This is a genomic window from Halobacteriovorax sp. HFRX-2_2 (genome assembly GCF_043196705.1).
Lineage (GTDB): Bacteria > Bdellovibrionota > Bacteriovoracia > Bacteriovoracales > Bacteriovoracaceae > Halobacteriovorax_A.
Genome location: NZ_JBEBMT010000001.1, coordinates 787,634 through 807,219, shown reverse-complemented (window position 1 = coordinate 807,219; position 19,586 = coordinate 787,634). Strand labels below are relative to the sequence as shown.

Genomic DNA, 19,586 nt, shown 5'->3' with positions numbered 1-19,586 from the left:
TAATTTATCGGTTAATAAGTTTTATTTCTTTACTTAACCGACAATAAAGTTGACCACTCCCCTCTATCATTTTCACTTGAGAAAGGGTGTGAGTGAATAATTTTAATAAATTAGGTGCAAGATAATTTTTAGACCAACTTTAACTAGCTGATATCAAAGAATAATTTTCAATTGTAAAATTACTATTCACCAAAAACTGTGCAATTAATTGTGCCAATAAAATTTGCTTTTTAGCAAAGTCCTGGCCCAAACTCTTCCAATTTATTTAAGTGAGAGTCAATCGTCGCATAAGCATACTTGTGTAGTCTATCAGGAAGATCAGGATATATTGATTGAAAGATCTCTTCACGACTCTTGCCTTCTTCCAAGCAAGCACGGATTTGATTCTCTCTTTCAATTCGATGATCAAGAGTTTGCTTAATCTTATTGGTTCCCCCAAGGCAGATACCATGTGAAGGCATCACAACTTGTGGATTAAGATTAATGACATGATTTAGAGATTGAAAATATTCTCGCATATCTGAGCCTCGGCCACTAATTGTAACTGTTCCAATTGTTTGAATAAGATCAGATACAATCATCCATGAGCCGTCAGCACGAAGAAGTGAGCTCTGGCCAAAAGCATGCCCACCAGTTGTGACAAGCTTCACATCATGGCCACATGACGTTGTGATAATGTCACCGTCTTTATAAAATTTTACATCGTGGCCTTCAAAGTAGTCCTGTCCAAAGTCTTCAAGGAGATGCTCATAAGTTCCCTTAGACATGGAAAAAGGCAGGCTTAACTTTTTTGCCAACTCACGACTAAATTCGTGATGATCTGGATGGTGATGTGTTAGAAAAATTTCACTTAAGCGATGTTCTTTTAGCCCATAGATAAGTTTATCTAATTCTTTTTCATTCTTCGGAGAAGGATCAATAACAATTTTCTTTCCGTTATCATCTCCTATAACAAAGCAATTTGTACGATTTGCTGGAGGAAAAGTATGCGATAGAGGCATGTACTGACGTAGGCCAAATAAAGGCTCAATCATTGGAACTTGCTTCTCTCCGTCATATTTTAAATTAGCATCAAGGAAGTCGACAGAATTAATATCGCGATCAAGATCCTTTAAAATCGTAATCATAGGAGGAACAACTAAAAGATGTCCTTTCTTATATTCAGTAAATGCCTCGTGGCAATTCATCCACGTTGCATTGGCAATCTCCCCTTCATCAAAGTGAAAGGCTATTTCATCGAGGGCCTTCTTATCTTTAACAAAGACCTTGAAGTAGTAATTTTCAAAGCGATGTGGATTAAAGTCCGGTGTTACTGCTAATGCATATTGTTTCACATCGCTAATATGTTCAGACTTTAATAGCTCATCAATATTAATATGAAGCTCTTCTTGAATTTCTCTTTTAAGAGCAAATAGAAGATAGTCATCTCCACCATTGACAACATCCTCTTCATCAACTTTTCCCCCTGGAAAAGAAGAATAGCCAGGAAAAGCTCTTAGGTAGTTTTGTCTCTTCATGATAAGGACTTGGTCCTCACAGATAAATATTGCTGAAACTGATTGCTTCAATTGATCTCCAACTCTTTAAATACTCTTTGTGCATTATTGTAGCGAACTTCCCTGTAACCTTTAATATTATCAAGAAGTTTAAGAGCGTGATATTGACTATTTCTTGCCTCAATTTTTTGAATGCCATTAAATAGAAAGTTTCTAACTTTAGCACCAATCTCTCTTTCCTTCTCGTGCCATGCTGGAAGAAATGAGCGTAGTAATCTAAAGTGTCTCATAATTTTTAACTGCCAATCTTTTGGTGAAATATCAAATTCTATCTTCTTTCCAAAAATATCAAATGATGGGCGGTTAATTCTCTCTTTTGAATATGACTTTCCAAGGAAGCTATAGATCCCTTCTTCCATTTGTTTTAAAAATGGTGAAAGCATTAAGTGCGCAACCATAACTTCATCTTTTACGATAAAGGTCTTAGCAAGAACTCGTGTCGCAAGAACTCGATTCTCCTCGTTAACAATCGTTCCAATAGCTCTGGCACCTGAAATAAACTCAGTCGTCTCTTTTCCACGATTGTATATATACTGATCGTGAATTAGTTGAATTAAGTCCTTACGACTCATCCAATTAATATCAACGATGGCCTGATCAAGATGCTCTCTAAACTTATTAATAATATAATTAGAATTATGCCATGGAAGTAATGAAGCCTTAATAGACTCGATTGCGAGATCAAGCGGGTCCTTACTTTTGATAACAAGATTCTTATACTTAGCTTCAAAGGCTTCAGTACCAAGCGAGGCCATTTCTCGCCCAAGCTTAAACGAAGCAATATTATTTTCAACCTCTGCAGGCTTCATTGATTTTTTGAGTGCACCAAGTAAATCGTCTTCTCCAAAAGGAACAAGGCCTAATTGGAATGCGTAACCAAGAATCATACTTGAAGCATAAACGGCCTTTCCAAAGAAGAGATCACACCACTTCTTAAGTGGCACAAGAATAATTCGATCATCACCCTTGCTTCTGACTTTTTCAATAAGCTTTGCTCTTGTTAAGCTCTCTTCACTCTCCCCTTTATCAAGAAGAATTGAAAGAGGCACTTGATATGAATCATCAAAAATGGCAACAGCATTTTCAGTCTTTAGAAATCCAAGTTGCCCTATACCATCTAAAAGGTCAGGGCTTAAGAGTACATCAGATCCACCACGTGGAGTAACCGCTCCCATTGACTTATCTTTGTGGCAAATTGACATATGCCCAGTTACATTCCCATTTCTTTGAGCAAGGCCCTTTTGATCCATAAATTTAAAATCAAGATCATTACGGCCGGCCATTTCAACACATGCATTCGCAATAATTTTAGAGATTGTAGTAATCCCTGAACCACCAACACCTGTTACAACCATTCGCCAAGTGTCTCCACTAGCAATGGCATCAAATGTCTTCTTCGTTTCAAACTCTTTAAGATCGTATGTTAAGTGAGAAAGATCACTATCTCGATACATTGTCGGGTGATAACCCTTAACGACAACTTTCTCAAAACTAGGGCAGGCCTTCATTTTTGTACAATAACTATCGGCCACACAAATAGTAGGATCAATTGCCATCTTAGTTCCGTAAGCATCCATCACTTGAGTTAATCCAGGACAACCTGTCTCTTCAATACAAACGCGGCAATCTTCACAAGCAGAAGTATTAATTTGATAGAAAGTTTTCTCAGTTAAAGACCCTTTCTGTTTAATCTGAGTTCTCTCCTTTGCTCTTACCTTTGCTTGGTAAGTAAGAGAACATTCTTTATTAGAAATAATTACCTTCACACCTTTTTGAACAACAAATTCGCGCATAAGGTTTTGGTAAAAGTAGCGATCTGATGGATTGACTTCCTTAGCTACCTTAACGCCAAGGTTTTGAACGATATTTAACATATCTTGCTTTGGCCTCTTACTTCCCTCTACGTTAACTTGAGAAGCAGGAGTCATCTGGTGCCCAGTCATGGCCGTATTATCATTATCTAAAAGAATATAAGTAATATCGTGATCAGCTTGAACTGAATTTGAAATATCAGTAAGGCCTGAGTGGAAGAAAGTTGAGTCTCCCATAAGAACAACAGAAGGATTCTTTGTAAAAAGATCCATCCCAGCTCCAAGAGCACCACCTTGCCCCATTGCAGATAAGTTATGCATCTCTCCAAACGGAGGTAAGAATGAAAGCGAATAGCAACCAACATCACCGTGAGTGATAAGGTCAATATCTTGGGCCTTAAGCCAACGACGAAGATCTTTTAAAAGAGAAAGAGTCTCACGGTGTGGACAACCTGGACAAAAAGTCGGAAGTCTTTTTGGAAGAATCTCTCCGAAATTTCTTTCTTCGAATGCCAATGATTTACATTGGCCAATTTCAAGATAGTCTTTCAGTGCTTCAAGTTTTTCACTGATGATCTCATAACTAAGCCCACCAAATGCAGGAAAGCCTTCAGAGTCCTTAAAGTCTTTACCAACAATATCAAGAGTCAGGCCATGCTTCTGACAAAGAGAGCGAATTTCTCCTTCAAGAAAGCCTCTCTTTTCTTCAACCACAACAAGTTTCTTTAGGCCTTTTAAGTATGGGACTAATAAGTCATCAACTAGTGGGAATGAAGAGGCAACTTTATATAAAGAGAAGTGATCAAGATACTCACCTTCTTCTAAGCATTGTTTAAGTGTTTCAAAAATAACACCACTTGAGATAAAGCCAATATCTGCGTTCGATTTTCCAAAAACTTGGTCAAGGGCCATCTCTTTTAGAACGCTTTGTAGCTTAGGGAAACGCTCTTTAATCATGCTAACATCAGCAAGAAGCGAATTTGGTGGAACCATAACATTCTTTTGAAGATCAAAAGTTGAAGGATCGATATCAATCAATCCGGCCTCAATTGGAGCTTCATCGAAACACTCAACGCGTCCCCCACCTTCAGCTAAGAAAGTAGTTAAAAGCAGCCCCTGATAGAGACTTGTTTTTGATGAAATCTCTTTCGCTTTAGCAATCCAATCTTTTAACTCTTTCGGATTTGATGGTTCTAAAAAAGACATATGAAGATGCTTAAAAAGATACCTTGAGTCTGCTGCCGTTGAAGTAGACATTGACCAAGGGTCATCACCAACACAAATAACTGTTGCCGGATAAACTTCCTTTCCATCAACAATCTTTGGACGTGCAGGATTAGCAAAGTTACCAACAGATAGAGCGTCACTTGCTACATGAAGCCCCATTGACTTCATGGCCACAATACAATCACGTCCCGCTTGCTTTACACCGCTGGCCATCGCAGCAGCATTGGCCTCAGAGTTAGCAATCACAACACGGATGCCTTTATCGTGAAATTCTTTTTTCTTCTTATATAAGATATTAAAATAATCTGCTAACGGTGACCCTGGGTAACCAGTGTAAAGATTAAAACCAGCTTCAAGAGCACCTTGAATGATTAACTCATTCCCATTGAGAATTCTATATTGACTCATAATTCCTCTAAATTTAATTGAGGTGCAAGTATAGAATTTTTATTATGTTTTTTGACGAACCAAAGCGTCATTACTCAATAGTAAACACAATCTTTTTAGTATACGTATTTTGTCTCTTTTGAGGTTTGAATTGCCACTGTTTGGCAACGCTTAGAACTGCTTCATTAAAAGCTGTATAATCAGCTGACTTTAGGATCTTGGCATCGATAACCTTACCGTCAACACCCACCACGAGAGAGATTGTAACACTTCCTCCTATCGCAGACCTTCTGGCAGAACGTGGATAAATCGGCGCTTCAAAGTGTACGATTTGATTATCAAAGGTATTATTTGTCACAACCTGTTGCTGCTCAGATTTAACAGACTTCTTTTTGGCCTGAACACTTTTGCTGGGCTTTTGTTCAAGCTTCTTTTCTTTTATCTCTTCTTCATCTTTCTTACTAATAGCGTGTGCCTTAATTTGAATATCAATACCGATTCGCTCGCGCCTCATTTGCTGCTCACCCTTTCGAATATTTGAAAAGAAGATAACGGCATGAGTCACTAGACTTAGTGCAAAAAAGAAAAACCATAAACGATGCTTCATTCACATATCATAATGCATCTTGCTCCATTTGGGAAAAATCGTTAGTATCTTCCATACTCTATTCAAACAGCAAAATTTAAAGAAGGAAGTTTTTATGAACTCAAAAATTTCTCCAGAGAACCCACTTGGGGTTCTGGCCATTGACCACCTAGAATTCACATGTGACTCATTAGAGACGGCCACGAAAGAATTATTCTATACATTTGGTTTTTCTAAGACATATGAAAAGCAAAGTGAAAGCAAAGAGCTTTTCACTCAAGGGCAAGTTAGATTTCTTCTAACAGCACAAAAAGGTGGCCATGCAGAAAGTTATTTCAAGGACCACGGTGAAGGTGTTTCAACAATTTCATTCTTAGTAGAAGATTGTGAACACGCATATAAGACAGCAATGGAGCGTGGTGCAGAGTCACTACAAGAAGTTGTTATCACAGAAAATGAGCACGGTGTTTATAAGAGTGCTCGTATCAAAGGTTTTGGAGATGTTGCCAACGAGTTTATTGAAAGACCTCGCTCATTCTTCCGTCCAGAATTTACAAAACTTGATGAGGACCCAAAGGCACGTCCACTAGGCTCACGAGTTGCAAGAATTGACCACCTAACAAATAATGTTCCTAAGGGTGAAATGAAAAAATGGGTTGAGTTCTATGACCGTGTATACGGATTCAAGGTAACTCGTTACTTCGATATTAAAGGTTCAAAAACAGGACTTAACTCAGAAGTTGTTCAGCTTCCAAAGGGTGAAGTTATTATTCCAATCAATGAGCCAAAAGAAGCCGGTGGAAAGGACCAAATTCAAGAATTCCTTGATCGTCACAACGGTGCAGGTGTTCAGCATATTGCTCTAACTTGTGGAGATATTCTAACAACAGTAAAAGATTTAAGAGAAAGAGATATTAAATTTCTCGATATTCCTCACTCGTATTACGAAGGTATTTCAGGACGTGGGATTAATGTTACAGAAAGCCTAGAAGAGCTTGAAGACCGTCAACTTCTAGTTGATGGAGATGAAGAAGGATACCTAATCCAGAACTTCACTGATACATATGTTGGCCCGCTATTTTTTGAATTTATTCAAAGAAAGAATCACAATGGATTTGGGGAAGGAAACTTCCAGGCCCTCTTTGATGCCATTGAAAGAGATCAAATGGCCAGAGGATACCTGGACTAAACTAATTACTTAATACAACTGAAGATGCTTTGTTTTTGAAAAGATCTCGAAACAAAGCATCTTTTATCAATTGTCATATCTGACCAAGCCTTATAAGCACGATCGCGAATTGAATTGATCACTTCAACAAATCCTTCAAGGACTTCGTATTCTGACTTATCAGAACATTCAAAGAAGAAGTTCTCGCAAATAACTTCTTTAGAAATGATAATATCTTCTCGCTCTGTATTGATAACAATATGGGCCTCATGAAAAGGGCGAAAAGATTCAATTACGTGCGCACGCACATCTCTTGGTGAAACTTCTAAGGCAAATGACGCCTGAATTGCCATTGCTACTAGAATTACTTTGATTAATATTTTCATTTTCCACTCCGGGATTAATTTATTAGATGCGGCAATATAGACGAAAATCTAAAGGCAATGTTTATTATTGAAAGTATTTCACATGGCGTCATTAAAAACTGATATTTTCCATTAGATTAAACTAATATATGGTTTTCCTTTATCTAAACCACTGAAAATACGTCAAAAAATGACTCAACTAGCCTATTCAAAAGGCCCTTCATATCCCTACAATATTGGTTTAATTAACTAAAATTTAAACAATACGACACAACTTCAAAGAAAGGATACTTATGTACAAGTTAATCGCCATTTATAAAATTCCAAACGATATCGACGCATGGGAAAAGCACTATGCAGAAGTTCACACTCCACTTGTAAAGAAAGTTCCAAGCATGAAAGAGCTACGCTTAAACCGCATCACGGGAACTCCACGTGGAGCAAGTGACCTACACGTTATCGCAGAAATGGTATTTGAAAATAAAGACGACTTTAAAGCAGGTATGAGCTCTGAAGAAAATATGGCATGTGGAAAGGATCTATTTAATTTTGCTAAAGAGATCGTTTCAGTTCACTTCGCTAAAGAAGAAGTCATCACTCTTTAATAAGGAAAGTTTTAATGAGTAATATCCTTTGTGAATTTCCATATAACGGACACGAGCATATCGCCCTAGTGAAGCTTAATCGCCCTAAGGTTTTGAATGCTCTTTCAACAGATCTAATGAGAGAGTTAGTGGATAAATTTTTCGAACTTGATGATAACCCACAAGTTCGTGTCATCATTTTAACTGGTGATGACCGCGCATTTGCCGCTGGTGCTGATATTGCACAAATGGTTGAAGCAACTCCAATTGATCAAATCAATGATAATCGCTTTCGTTCTTGGCAACAACTTGCTCAAATCACAAAACCAATCATTGCGGCCGTAAATGGCTTCGCTCTTGGTGGTGGTTGTGAGTTAGCGATGCACTGTGATTTTATCATTGCAGGAGATAGCGCAAAATTTGGTCAACCAGAAATTAAAATTGGAACGACTCCAGGTGCTGGTGGAACTCAAAGACTAACACGTGCTCTTGGAAAATCGAAGGCCATGATGCTTGCCATGACAGGTGAAATGTTTGGGGCAAAAGAGGCCATGGATTGGGGACTCGTTGCAAAGGTTGTTCCTAGCACGACTCTACTTCAAGAAACTTTTGAGATGGCAAAGAATATCGCAAATAAAGCACCTGTTGCCATTAAGCTTATCAAAGAGTCTGTTAACAAGGCCTTTGAAATGAGCTTAAGCGATGGTGTTGATTTTGAAAGAAGAAATTTTTATCTCACATTTGCAAGTAGCGACCAAAAAGAAGGAATGCGTGCCTTCTTAGAAAAACGCTCACCAAAGTACAAAGGAAATTAGAATGTCTGAGTTTAAAAATATTATTATCGAAAAAGAAGCCTTCACAGGTGTTATCACAATTGACCGTGAAGAAGTTTACGGTGCTCTATCAAAAGAGGCGAAGTTAGAAATTATTTCTGCGATCCGCACACTAAATAGAGATAACGAAGTTGGCTGCATTATTCTTTCTTCTAAAGGCAAAGGATTTTGTACAGGCCAAGATCTAAATGATCGCACTGTACAAGCCGGTGAAAAACCAGTTGATCTTGGAGTCACTCTTGAAACAGAGTGGAACCCACTTGTAAATGCAATCAAAAACTCAAAGAAGCTTGTTATTGCAGCAGTTGAAGGCGTCGTTGCCGGGGCTGGCGTATCTGTTGCTCTTGCCTGTGACTTAGTTGTAGCAAGGCCTGGAATCAAGTTTGTTTCAGGTTTTTCAAAACTAGGTCTTTGTCCAGATGCTGGCTCAACTCATATGTTTACTCAAGCCCTAGGGCCAAAGAAAGCGATGGAGTACTTTCTCTTCAATGCTCCCCTAACTAGTGAGCAATTAGAGAGCGCAGGCCTTATTAATAAAGTCAGCGAAGAGGCATTAACTGATGCGAAAGCTTGGGCAGGGCAAATTAATGCCATGGCACCTCTTAGTGTAAAAGCAATTAAAGAAAATATTGGTGTTGCAATTGACAGCACTTCTAAAGAATCAATGGATCGCGAAACCGCATACCAGAGATTCTTAGGAAATAGTGAAGATTACAAAGAAGGCCTATCGGCATTCTTTGAGAAGAGACAAGCAAAGTTTTTAGGAAAATAATAAATATAAATTTCAGGGAGGCCATATGGCAGCAAGAGAATACACTCAAGAAGAATTACAATTATTTGAAGACATTCAAAATGGTAAGAAATTTGATAAGGGAGATGAATTACCTCCTCTATATAAGAAGGCCCTAAGAAACCTTCTATGGATGCAACACGATTCAGAATACTCTGGAGCGCTAGGATATGCACCATGGATTGAAAAGGCTCCAACGATGCAAGAAAAAGTTGTTGTTGCTCAAATCGTTAAAGATGAAATGAGACATGCTTCTGTTTGTTACAGACTTCTAAAAGGCCTTGGTGAAGATGTTGACTCACATATTGAAAAGTCAGAACTTGGATTCAAGATGCCAGAAGACGAAGCACAAATTGGATTCCAAAGATTAAAAGAAGATTACCGTGTAAATATCTTCTACTATGGTATTAACTTTTGGGAAGACTTCATTCTATTTAACTTCCTAATGGATAGGGCCGCAGGTCACCAGTTAGAAGATACTCTTGATTCAAGCTACCTTCCTTGGAAGAAAGGAATTGAAGGAATCTATAAAGAAGAAATCATGCACCTTGCACACGGAGATAAGTGGATCAAGATTCTTGCTGAAGGTGAAAATAAAGAATTTCTACAAGAAAGATTAAATATCTGGTGGCCACGTGTAATGAATGTCTTTGGTTCAACTAAAGGTCGCTCAAATGACCTATACGTAAAACTAGGTCTTAAAAAGAGAACAAATGCTGTTGTTCGCGATGTTTTTGTAAAAGAAGTAGAAGAGCTTTGTCAGCAAGCTGGACTTGTTCTTCCTGTTTACGACGAAGACGCACAACCACAAAGGCAATAATTTAATGAATATAAAAAGTGTACTAGTTATTGGTGCAGGAACTATGGGGCGAGGAATCGCCCAGTGGTTTTGCCAGCATGGTGCTAAGGTTGAACTAGTTGACCAACACCTAGAGATGGCCCAAGCAAGTGGTGATCTCATCCACTCTTCTTGGGATAAATTACAAAGCAAGGCCAAATTTGACGAAGCGGAAGTTGCTGCATTTAAGAACAATTTAAGCATCGTTGAAATGAAAGATCATCAGGTTGATCACGACCTTGTTATTGAAGCAATTGTCGAAAACCTTGATATCAAAAAACAAGTCTTTGCACGCCTTGATGAAGTTATGAAAGAAGAAACAATATTCTCTTCAAATACATCATCAATCCCAATCACAAAGATGGCAAAGGACCTATCAAAATCTCGTCGAGAGAAATTTCTAGGACTGCACTTCTTTAATCCAGCAACAATTATGAAGCTTGTGGAGATTATCGAAACACCTTGGAGTTCAAAAGATTGTGCTCACGCCCTTTATGATTGGTTTGAACGCTATGGAAAAAAACCTGCTCTATGTAAGGACTCTCCTGGCTTTATCGTTAATCGTGTGGCCAGAAATTTTTACGGCGAAAGTTTTCACCGCCTAGAAAATTATGACCAAGAGCAGATCGCAGAAATAGATCGTGTCATGAAAAATGTTGGTGGTTTTAGAATGGGGCCATTTGAATTAATGGACCTTATCGGAATTGATGTCAACTATGATGTCACGCAGTCTGTATGGGCCTCATACTATTATGAACCTCGCTTTAGGCCACATAAAATTCAAAGAGAAATGGTTGATAGTGGCCGTATTGGACGCAAAGTAAAAGAGGGGTTCTATCGTTATGAATAAAACAATTTTAGTAAGTGATAACCACCCTCTTTATAAGAATGTTCTTGGAAGTGAATTCCTTTCAATTGTCGTTGATCCTTATAGTATTAACACACTTGATGGTGTTGACTTCGATGAGACAGACTTCGTAATTGACCTAACGTGCTTTGATCGCAATTCAAAGATGGATCTCTACGAACATCTCGACATCGTCTTCGGAGGGCCAATCGTCTCAGATCTTACAGTAAACTGGGGTGAGTACCTTATCGGACAATACGAGAATGTACTTGGTGCAGTGGCGGCAGCTTTCTATTCGCCAAAGAGCTGCTTTGAATTCTATATGAAAGACGACGTTATTGAAGAAGCAACATTTGATGTTTTTAAAAAGCTTGGCTTTGACTTAGAAATCGTTAACCACATTGGTATTGGCTTTACTTATCCAAGAGTAATTTCTCAAATTATAAATGAAGCATACTTTGCTAAAGAAGAGGCCCTTGCCTCAAATGCTGATATTGATAAGGCAATGAAGTTTGGAGTAAATTACCCTCTTGGCCCATTTGAGTGGTCTGAGAAAATTGGCGTTGAAAAAATCTTACTTCTTCTTGAAGAGTTAAGAGAAATTACAGGTGATGCACGTTATCGTCCATCACGACTATTAAGGATGAATCTATGAGTTTAAATAATAGAGATGCATATATTGTATATGCCAAGCGAACTCCAATTGGAAAACTAGGAGGTAGTCTTGCTCACCTACGTGTCGATGACATGCTGGCCAACCTATTTCGTGACTTTTCTCAAAACTTTGATTTTGACATGAAAGAAATTGACGATGTGATCGTTGGTTGTGCAAATCAAGCAGGTGAAGATAACCGCAACCTTGCACGTATGGCCGCACTTCTTGGAGGTCTTCCTTTTGAGGTTCCAGGAGTAACTCTTAACCGTCTTTGTGCTTCTTCACTTGATGCTATTATCGATGGTTGGTCACGTATTAACTTAGGGATGGCAGATTGTCTTCTTATAGGTGGAGCAGAGAGTATGACAAGAGCACCTCTTGTGATCTCTAAAGGATCAACTCCATTTGGACGAGACTCGCAAATGTTTGACACAACTTTTGGTTGGCGATTTCCAAATAAGAAAATGGAAGAAATGTTTCCCCTATTAGGAATGGGACAAACGGCCGAAGAAGTTGTAGCAAAGCTTGGAATCTCTCGAGAGGATCAAGACCGTTTTGCACTGGCCTCTCACCAAAAAGCTTGTCAAGCATGGGAGAATGGAGACTTTAACGACGAAGTTCTACCTGTTGAAATCAAACTAAGAAAACAAACTTTAACAGTAGAAAAAGATGAAGGGCCTCGTCCTTCAACGACTTTAGAGGCATTAGCTGGTCTTCGAGCAGTCTTTAAAAAAGATGGATCAGTCACGGCCGGAAACTCGTCAATGATGAATGACGGTGCAGCTTGTGTTGCTCTAGTGAGTGAAGACTTCTTAAAGCGTCACAACCTAACTCCTCTAGTAAAGCTAACTGGTGCGGGAGTGAGAGGAATACATCCAAATATTATGGGACTAGGTCCTGTCGAGTCGACGAAGAGACTAATGGATAAGTTTGGAAAGAAGATTTCGGACTTTGATGTTGTCGAACTAAATGAAGCCTTCGCATCTCAATCACTTGGTTGTATTCGCGAACTAGGCCTTGATGAATCAAAAATTAATCTACGTGGTGGAGCGATCTCACTTGGACACCCTCTTGGATGTTCAGGAGCGAGAATTGTAACGACACTTACTCATATCATGAAAGACAATGCAAACCTTAAACAAGGTCTTGCATCAATGTGTGTCGGAGTTGGGCAAGGTGTTTCTTTAAGTGTAGAGAATTGTAAATAGGAGCAAGACATGAATGAAGTAAAATTATATATCAATGGAGAGATTAGGCCATCATCAACTGGTGAAATGGTTGATTCAATTGACCCTTCTAACGGTGAATTTGTCGCGAAGGTTCATATCCCTTCAACTGCAGACCTTGAAGAGGCAGTACAGTCAGCAAAGACGGCCTTTTACAATAAAGAGTGGCGTGACATGACTCCTGCTAAGCGAGGAGAAATTTTGTTAAAAGTTTCGGAGCTTTTGAAAGAGAGAAAAAGAGAGTTCATCGAACAAGAAATTAAAGACAGTGGATCGACTTTTAGAAAAGCCGCTGCAGACCTTCACAACACTGCAAGCTTCTTTAAAGTCATGAGTAAGGTTGCAACAAATTTCAAGTTTGAACAACTTGATGAAAAGGCCACAAGAGCTGGCTTTTCTAAGAACACTCGTCGCTATGAGCCGGTAGGTGTTTGTGCACAAATTATTCCATGGAACTTCCCTCTTGTTATGGCGGGATGGAAAATTGGGCCAATTCTAGCAACAGGTTGTACAACAGTTCTAAAATCAGCGATTGAAACTCCAGTAACAGCAATGATGCTTGCACAAGTTCTTATTGATGCTGGTGTGCCAAAAGGTGTTGTTAATATCGTAACTGGTGGGGCCAAAGAAGGGCAATACCTAGTTAATCACAAAGATATCTCTAAAGTTGCCTTTACTGGATCAACGGCCGTTGGACGTGAAATTCTAAAACAAAGTGCACAAGAGATTAAGAACACAACAATGGAACTTGGTGGAAAGTCTGCCAATATCGTTTTAGACGATGCTGATCTTGATATTGCGGTTGATGGTGCTTTATACGCATTCCTCTACCACTCAGGTCAAGCTTGTGACTCAGGTACTCGCCTGCTTGTTCAAGATGGGATTTATGATGAGTTCATGACAAAGTTTAAAGAGAGAATTGCTCAAATTGCTATTGGCCCAACGCCAGAGAAGACAACAGGATTTGGTCCGGTTGTTTCAGAAAAGCAATTTGATACAATCATGGGTTATATCAATAAGACAAAAGAAGAAGGTGCAAAGCTTATTTATGGTGGTGAACGTATCACTGATGGTGACTTTGCCAAGGGTTATTATATCCAACCAACAGCATTTGAAATCACTCCTGATAATACAATTTGGCATGAAGAAATTTTCGGTCCAGTTGTTGGAATCACAAAATTTTCAACGCAAGAAGAAGCAATCTCTTTAGCAAATAATTCAATTTACGGACTTGCAGGTGCTGTATGGTCAAAGAATGAAGAGCGTGCGCTTAATATTGCAAAAGAAGTTGAAGCTGGAACTGTATGGATTAATGAGTATCACCTACTTAATCCAGGAATGCCATTTGGAGGCTTTAAGCAATCTGGCGTTGGACGTGAAATGGGAGAAGAAGGTATCAAGGCCTACCTTGAAGTGAAACACCTATGGGAATCTGACTGCAATACTCGAGAAGGGAAAATGTGGTTTGATGCACTATTTTAGATAGATAATAAAAAAGGCCTTCGTCATGAAGGCCTTATTTTTTATTAGTATAATACTTTAAGAGCAATATCACCAAAGTCATCATAGATTGAGAATGATTTCTCTAAATGACTTTCTCTAAATACAATATCGAGATTGGCATCAATACAAGTCGTGATAAAGTCACGTCCATAAATCTCATAACTACGATTCAGGTAAGGTTGAAATTCACAAATCCTAACCCTTGGATACTGATAAGGAATACTTTCATAACTTAGAGCAAAGAACTCACGGTAGCGAATGTAATTATCACCAATTCCTGCAAGCCTTGAAAAAACATGATCAATTCGACGATTATTAAATCTAAATAAGTCAGCTAATTGCTTAGAGTGCTGTGCTGTACCAGGGCGATAAACAGGATCATTACAGTAGCTAGCTTCTTCACCGCCCTCATCATCAAGGTTAAATGTTTTTAAGATACATTTAATTGGTGTTGCTAGAGTAAGAGTAGAACCTTTTCTTCCGTGCATAAATCGTCTAAAGGTCTTATCTTCATTAATCGATCCATGAACAAGCCCAAGAACATCTCCTGTTCTTGTATCAACAACTCCACCACCCATTGAATCATCGCGGATATTACAATTCTTCATAGCAACTGCTGAAGAATCATCATTATTACTTGGAAAGAGAACATTATTATTTGTCTTTCGACAGTTATATCTCATGCGGTTAAGTTCATAACCAGTATTATCAAGCTTCTTCTTAATGAACCATAATTGGTAGTAACTAAAGTCACTCATCTTATTATCTGAAATTTCAGCATAATTTCCAGGAATCACTTCTTTAAATTTGATCGTAGTGAAATTTCCATTATAAGTTTTTTCTTCGTTGAATTGTGATTGGCCAGCAAGAATTTCACCACACTGATATACTCGGCCATTTGTTGTCTTTGCTGCAATAGAACTACATTTTGCCTCGGCCACGCAATGTGATGGAACAACCATATGCTGTTCATCGGCCATATAACCAGTACAGTATGTTGGGAACTCACCTGCGCTATTGATAAAGAGAATGAATGAGTCAGTACACTGTCCCTCTTCGAAACAGTCGAACTTAACCTTCGTTGAGGTCTCTAATTTCGAGGTCTGTCTCGTCACATTCTTTTTAGCACCATCATCTCCGCCAGGAGTTCCACATGAACATAGAACAAGAAGAGAGATAGTTATAAGTGTTAATGCCTTAAGCAAAGTCCGTCTCCAAAAACTTCATTTAGTCCGATTTTTTACCATAAATAGGATTTTCAATAATGATATTGTAATTTATTCAAGAATCCTCGACACATAGTGGCGAAATCGACGATTTTAACGTATTCTTGTTAAATATGATGATCGTAAGTGCATGCTTGGCCGGTAAGAAGTGTCGATATGACGGTGAGCACAAAAAACAACAACTTATAAGTGACCTCGTTGCTCAAGGCAAGGCCATCGCTGTATGCCCAGAAGAGCTTGGAGGACTTGCCACTCCTCGTCCACCAGCAGAAAATGTTGATGGAAAGCTCATTACAATTGACGGAGAAGACGTCAGTGTCAACTATGAACTAGGTGCCCAGAGATCTTTAGAGATAGCATTGGAAAATTCATGTACCAAGGCCCTCTTAAAATCAAAGTCACCAATGTGTGGAGCAGGTCTTGTCTACGATGGAAGTTTTGCTGGTAACCTCATCGAAGGTGATGGTGAGTTTACAAAGAAGCTAAAAGAGAACGGTATCCAAGTTCAAGCAATCGACTAATCCAAAGTTTTCATACATCTAACAAAGCTGTAACAACTCAATTACAAAATCAATTAAGATAGACCTACTAGAGCACTAGGAGGGTCTAGATGAATGAATTAGAACTAAAGAAATTTCAAGCAAGAAATTTACAAGGACGAATGAAGCACCTTAGTCATCAACTTGAATACTTAAAAGTTAATCCTGAAGACTGGGAGAATTTTCAATCAATCATTAATATGAAGTTTAATCATCTTATCAATGATTCAATTTCACTTGGAAGCGTTGAGGCGGCAAACTACCTTGCTCTCTTACAAAACCATTTAAATGAAAATTTTAATAGTGAGACGATCACAATCGTAAAAGATCAATTTGATGAAGTTCTTGATGCCTTGGATGGCCTTGGGGTTGAGCTTTTAATTAACTCAGAGATTCAATCAGAATTTACTCACTAGGTGGATGGCAAGTAAATAAGCCCCGCATTCGCGGGGCCATCCTTTTGCAGTAATTATTGTGGTTTTAATTAACCAATTAGTTTTAGAGCTGCAGCACCTTGAGAATTAGACTGAGCAAGTACTGAAGAACCAGCGTTAACAAGAATATCATTCTTAGCTTTCTTCGCTGTCTCAGCTGCGTAGTCAGTGTCTCTGATACGAGAGTTCGCTGCACTTAAGTTTTCTGAACTGATTTGTAGGTTGTTAATTGTAGAATTTAATCTATTTTGCTTAGCACCTAGCTCAGCTCTTTGTCCTGCAATACTTTCAATTGCAGTGTCTAGGTTTGCAAGTGCAGATTGAGCACCTTCTTTTGATCCAACTTCTAGATCAGCAACACCTAGGTTTTCAAGAGAAGAATTCAGAACATTCGTATCAAATTGAATTCTATCTTGGAAATCATCATTATTAATACCGATTTGGATATCAAACTTATCACCAGTTCCAGTTAGAAGTTTCTTTCCGTTAAACTCAGTAACTTCTGAAATTCTTTGGATCTCTTGCTTAAGGTTTTGATATTCAAGATCTGTAAACTGTCTCTCAGTGTCACCTACTGTGTCCGATGCAGCTTGTACAGATAGTTCTCTTAGTCTTACTAAGATGTTTGATACTTCATTCAGACCACCTTCTGCGATTTGAATCATTGAAATACCGTCACTCGCGTTTCTTTCTGCTTGATTAGTTGATCTAATTTGCCCTTTTAATTTCTCAGAAATTGCTAGACCTGCAGCATCGTCAGCTGAACGTACAATTCTTGTACCAGATGATAGTTTTTCTAATGACTTTGATTGAGCTGAATTTGATTGACCTAATGATCTTTGTGCAGCTAAAGACGTTACATTTGTGTTAATACGCATACCCATTGTGATACCTCCGTGATCTATTTCCCCCCCGTACTCAGGGTTGTCCCGACCATTGGAACAATGAGCATACTGCTCTTGTGAATTTTATTAACTTTTTAATTAAGTCTTCTGACCTAACATGAATCTTCTCGGAGGTGAAAATGAAAGCTTTAGGAAAATATTAAATTATTTTATATTTTTTTTTACATTTTCTAAAATTTAGAAAGCGTTCCAAAATCCCTAATTTTTTTAGACTCTATAATGATAAGTTTATAAATAAAATAAATAATTCACCGATAATGACCTATATGGAAGAAGGGAAACCACTCATATTTCTCGAGCCTCTTACAGAAACTGTAAAGAAGCTCAAGGAAACGATAGAAGCATCTGCGGAAGCAGAAGGTATCGAAATCTATGAAGTTGAAAGTCCCGAGGAATATAATCAACTAATTCCCACGATTGGCCAATCACTCACTATTGCCAGTAGTCCTAAGAAGACCGCCCAATGTATTCAGCCCCTAAGAAAATTCATTCATAAGAATAATGTTAAGGTGCTTTTAATTAACTCAAAATCTATCCCTCCTAAGACTTTAGAGAAGTTTAGAAAGATTGGCCTTACTGAATATATTCAAGAACCTGTTCCCGCAAAAACATTAGAATATAAAGTAAACCTTATTCTAAGGTCTCTAAAGAAAGCCGAAGAAGCCGCAGAAATGGAGCTTAAAAGTGGAGAGGAAAAGGCCCTTGCTCCTGAAAATAATTATGAAGATAAGAAAGAGGCCGAACGAAATAGCAACGGTGGTCACCTAAAGGGCAATGTCGCAAAGTCTGCAGCTCAAAAAGATAATAAAGATGTCTTTGATGATAGTACCTATGCAGACTATAGCGATGGGGAGGAGATTGAAGAGCGAGGAATGTCACTAAAGGACTTAAGTGCTCATCAAAAACAAAATAACCAGGCCCCAGGTCACCTAAAAGGTTCAGTTGATAAGAACAATAAGGAAGGTGCCTCTCCAGAGATTAATTTTGAAGAGGATCTCTTTAAAAGTCTGGAGCAACAATCTAGTAAATCAAATAAAGACCTTGGTGGAAACCTGAAAGGTCAAACGTCCCCTACTTTAGATGACGTAGAAAAAAATAAAGATGATTTTGGAGATGACCTTCTTAAAAGTCTCGATAATGTAAAAAAGAGTTCACAAAAATCTGATGAACTCGGTGGCCAACTAAAAGGAAGCCTCGCTCCCACATTAGAAGATGTTGAAGATGATGAAACAGAAGAGGACCTTTTTAAAAGCCTTGATAGCGTAAAGAAATCATCAAATAAAGCAGATGATCTCGGTGGTGCTCTTCAAGGAAATGTCTCTCCAACATTAGATGATATTGAAGATGATAAAGATGCGGACGAGGACCTTTTTGCAAGTCTCGACAAGGTTAAGAAATCCACAAATAAAGCGGGTGATCCAGGAGGATCACTTGAAGGTAGCGTCTCCCCTACATTAGATGATGTGGATAATGAGAAGAGCGCTGATGAGGACCTCTTTGCAAGCCTTGATAATGTAAAAAAATCTAACTTTAATGAAAAGAGGAATGCCCCGAGTTTAAAAGGCAAGATTGATCCAACACTGGATGATATTGACGATGATGACGATGGTTTTGATGACGACCTCCTAAAGACATTGGATGAGCTACAATCCAATCAAGGGATCGCTAGGCCAGGAGAGAGACTAAGCTCTAGAGGCCCAGTAAATGATGAGCTCATTGATAATGAAAAGGGCCTAGAAAGACAGCATAAAGAAGGCGCTGAAGCAGCTGGTGCAAGAAAAGGGGCAGCACAAGAAAAAGACAATAAGAAAAGTGGCGATGAGGATCTCTTCGCTTCCCTTGATGCTCACTCGAAAGAGAAGAATAAAAGATATGATAATGTTCACAATCTTGACCTCAATAGAGGAAATGAAGAGGAACAAGATGAAGAGACAAAGGCCGGCGGCCCGAGTATTGAATATGAGAAAAAAGGTGATCTCGGAGAGCAGACTATCGACTATAGTAAACTCGACAAGCAGCCTGAGTATGATGGCGGCACTAAGGAAGAGCTTGAAATTAAGTTCGCCGAGGGCGACGATCCCCTAGCGGCCAAGAAGAAAGAAGAGG

At 38.7% G+C, this 19,586-nt stretch carries 18 protein-coding genes; 12 read left to right on the top strand and 6 right to left on the bottom strand.

The window, feature by feature from the left end:
- Positions 1 to 230: 230 nt before the first annotated feature.
- The 3 genes from ABMA79_RS03895 to ABMA79_RS03885 form a co-directional block, all read right to left on the bottom strand.
- Entirely contained in the window at positions 231 to 1,568 is a 1,338-nt protein-coding gene (locus ABMA79_RS03895) for an MBL fold metallo-hydrolase (protein ID WP_393056098.1), read from the bottom strand.
- A complete protein-coding gene (locus tag ABMA79_RS03890) occupies positions 1,565 to 5,002 on the bottom strand; it encodes a thiamine pyrophosphate-dependent enzyme (protein ID WP_393090436.1) in 3,438 nt (1,145 codons plus the stop codon). The genes ABMA79_RS03895 and ABMA79_RS03890 overlap by 4 nt, the downstream gene beginning before the upstream one ends.
- Positions 5,003 to 5,072: 70 nt before the next feature.
- A complete protein-coding gene (locus tag ABMA79_RS03885) occupies positions 5,073 to 5,588 on the bottom strand; it encodes an energy transducer TonB (RefSeq protein WP_392856151.1) in 516 nt (171 codons plus the stop codon).
- A gap of 94 nt (positions 5,589 to 5,682) precedes the next feature.
- Here ABMA79_RS03885 and hppD point away from each other — a divergent pair, with 94 nt between their 5' ends.
- On the top strand, positions 5,683 to 6,756 hold the full coding sequence (gene hppD, locus ABMA79_RS03880) for a 4-hydroxyphenylpyruvate dioxygenase (protein ID WP_392856154.1): 1,074 nt from the start codon (positions 5,683 to 5,685) through the stop codon (positions 6,754 to 6,756).
- 5 nt (positions 6,757 to 6,761) lie between these two features.
- Here hppD and ABMA79_RS03875 read toward each other — a convergent pair whose 3' ends face one another.
- The gene (locus tag ABMA79_RS03875; RefSeq protein ID WP_393090434.1) at positions 6,762 to 7,121 is read right to left on the bottom strand and encodes a hypothetical protein; all 360 of its coding nucleotides are present in this window, start codon (positions 7,119 to 7,121) and stop codon (positions 6,762 to 6,764) included.
- Between the two features lie 272 nt (positions 7,122 to 7,393).
- On the opposite strand from ABMA79_RS03875, the gene ABMA79_RS03870 reads away from it, so the two are divergent.
- The 8 genes from ABMA79_RS03870 to ABMA79_RS03835 are packed head-to-tail and all read left to right on the top strand — an operon-like array spanning position 7,394 to position 14,355.
- Positions 7,394 to 7,705, top strand: coding sequence for an EthD family reductase (locus tag ABMA79_RS03870; protein ID WP_392856158.1), 312 nt, complete (start codon positions 7,394 to 7,396; stop codon positions 7,703 to 7,705).
- A 14-nt stretch (positions 7,706 to 7,719) separates the two neighbouring features.
- Positions 7,720 to 8,499 (top strand): enoyl-CoA hydratase-related protein, encoded by a 780-nt coding sequence (locus tag ABMA79_RS03865; protein ID WP_393090431.1) that lies wholly within the window; start codon positions 7,720 to 7,722, stop codon positions 8,497 to 8,499.
- A gap of 1 nt (position 8,500) precedes the next feature.
- The gene (locus ABMA79_RS03860; RefSeq protein WP_393090428.1) at positions 8,501 to 9,289 is read left to right on the top strand and encodes an enoyl-CoA hydratase/isomerase family protein; all 789 of its coding nucleotides are present in this window, start codon (positions 8,501 to 8,503) and stop codon (positions 9,287 to 9,289) included.
- A gap of 25 nt (positions 9,290 to 9,314) precedes the next feature.
- Positions 9,315 to 10,127 carry a Phenylacetic acid catabolic protein gene (locus ABMA79_RS03855; protein ID WP_393090426.1) on the top strand — a complete coding sequence of 271 codons (813 nt, stop codon included), beginning with the start codon at positions 9,315 to 9,317 and terminating at the stop codon, positions 10,125 to 10,127.
- A gap of 4 nt (positions 10,128 to 10,131) precedes the next feature.
- Complete coding sequence (locus tag ABMA79_RS03850) at positions 10,132 to 10,995, top strand: 3-hydroxyacyl-CoA dehydrogenase NAD-binding domain-containing protein (RefSeq protein WP_393090423.1); 864 nt, start codon at positions 10,132 to 10,134, stop codon at positions 10,993 to 10,995.
- On the top strand, positions 10,988 to 11,647 hold the full coding sequence (locus ABMA79_RS03845; RefSeq protein ID WP_392856170.1) for a 3-hydroxyacyl-CoA dehydrogenase family protein: 660 nt from the start codon (positions 10,988 to 10,990) through the stop codon (positions 11,645 to 11,647). The genes ABMA79_RS03850 and ABMA79_RS03845 overlap by 8 nt, the downstream gene beginning before the upstream one ends.
- Entirely contained in the window at positions 11,644 to 12,855 is a 1,212-nt protein-coding gene (locus ABMA79_RS03840; protein WP_393090421.1) for a thiolase family protein, read from the top strand. The genes ABMA79_RS03845 and ABMA79_RS03840 overlap by 4 nt, the downstream gene beginning before the upstream one ends.
- 9 nt (positions 12,856 to 12,864) lie before the next feature.
- The gene (locus ABMA79_RS03835) at positions 12,865 to 14,355 is read left to right on the top strand and encodes an aldehyde dehydrogenase family protein (RefSeq protein WP_392856175.1); all 1,491 of its coding nucleotides are present in this window, start codon (positions 12,865 to 12,867) and stop codon (positions 14,353 to 14,355) included.
- 44 nt (positions 14,356 to 14,399) lie between these two features.
- Here the strand turns inward: ABMA79_RS03835 and ABMA79_RS03830 are convergent, their stop codons facing one another.
- A complete protein-coding gene (locus ABMA79_RS03830; protein ID WP_392856177.1) occupies positions 14,400 to 15,581 on the bottom strand; it encodes a hypothetical protein in 1,182 nt (393 codons plus the stop codon).
- A 134-nt stretch (positions 15,582 to 15,715) separates the two neighbouring features.
- On the opposite strand from ABMA79_RS03830, the gene ABMA79_RS03825 reads away from it, so the two are divergent.
- Positions 15,716 to 16,123 (top strand): DUF523 domain-containing protein, encoded by a 408-nt coding sequence (locus ABMA79_RS03825; protein WP_393090418.1) that lies wholly within the window; start codon positions 15,716 to 15,718, stop codon positions 16,121 to 16,123.
- Positions 16,124 to 16,212: 89 nt separating this feature from the next.
- Complete coding sequence (locus tag ABMA79_RS03820; protein ID WP_392856179.1) at positions 16,213 to 16,557, top strand: hypothetical protein; 345 nt, start codon at positions 16,213 to 16,215, stop codon at positions 16,555 to 16,557.
- 68 nt (positions 16,558 to 16,625) lie between these two features.
- Here ABMA79_RS03820 and ABMA79_RS03815 read toward each other — a convergent pair whose 3' ends face one another.
- Positions 16,626 to 17,459 (bottom strand): flagellin, encoded by an 834-nt coding sequence (locus ABMA79_RS03815; RefSeq protein WP_392856180.1) that lies wholly within the window; start codon positions 17,457 to 17,459, stop codon positions 16,626 to 16,628.
- A 287-nt stretch (positions 17,460 to 17,746) separates the two neighbouring features.
- Between ABMA79_RS03815 and ABMA79_RS03810 the strand changes: the two genes are divergently transcribed.
- Positions 17,747 to 19,586, top strand: a 1,840-nt coding sequence (locus ABMA79_RS03810) for a hypothetical protein (protein ID WP_393090415.1), incomplete at its 3' end; no start/stop codon positions are given.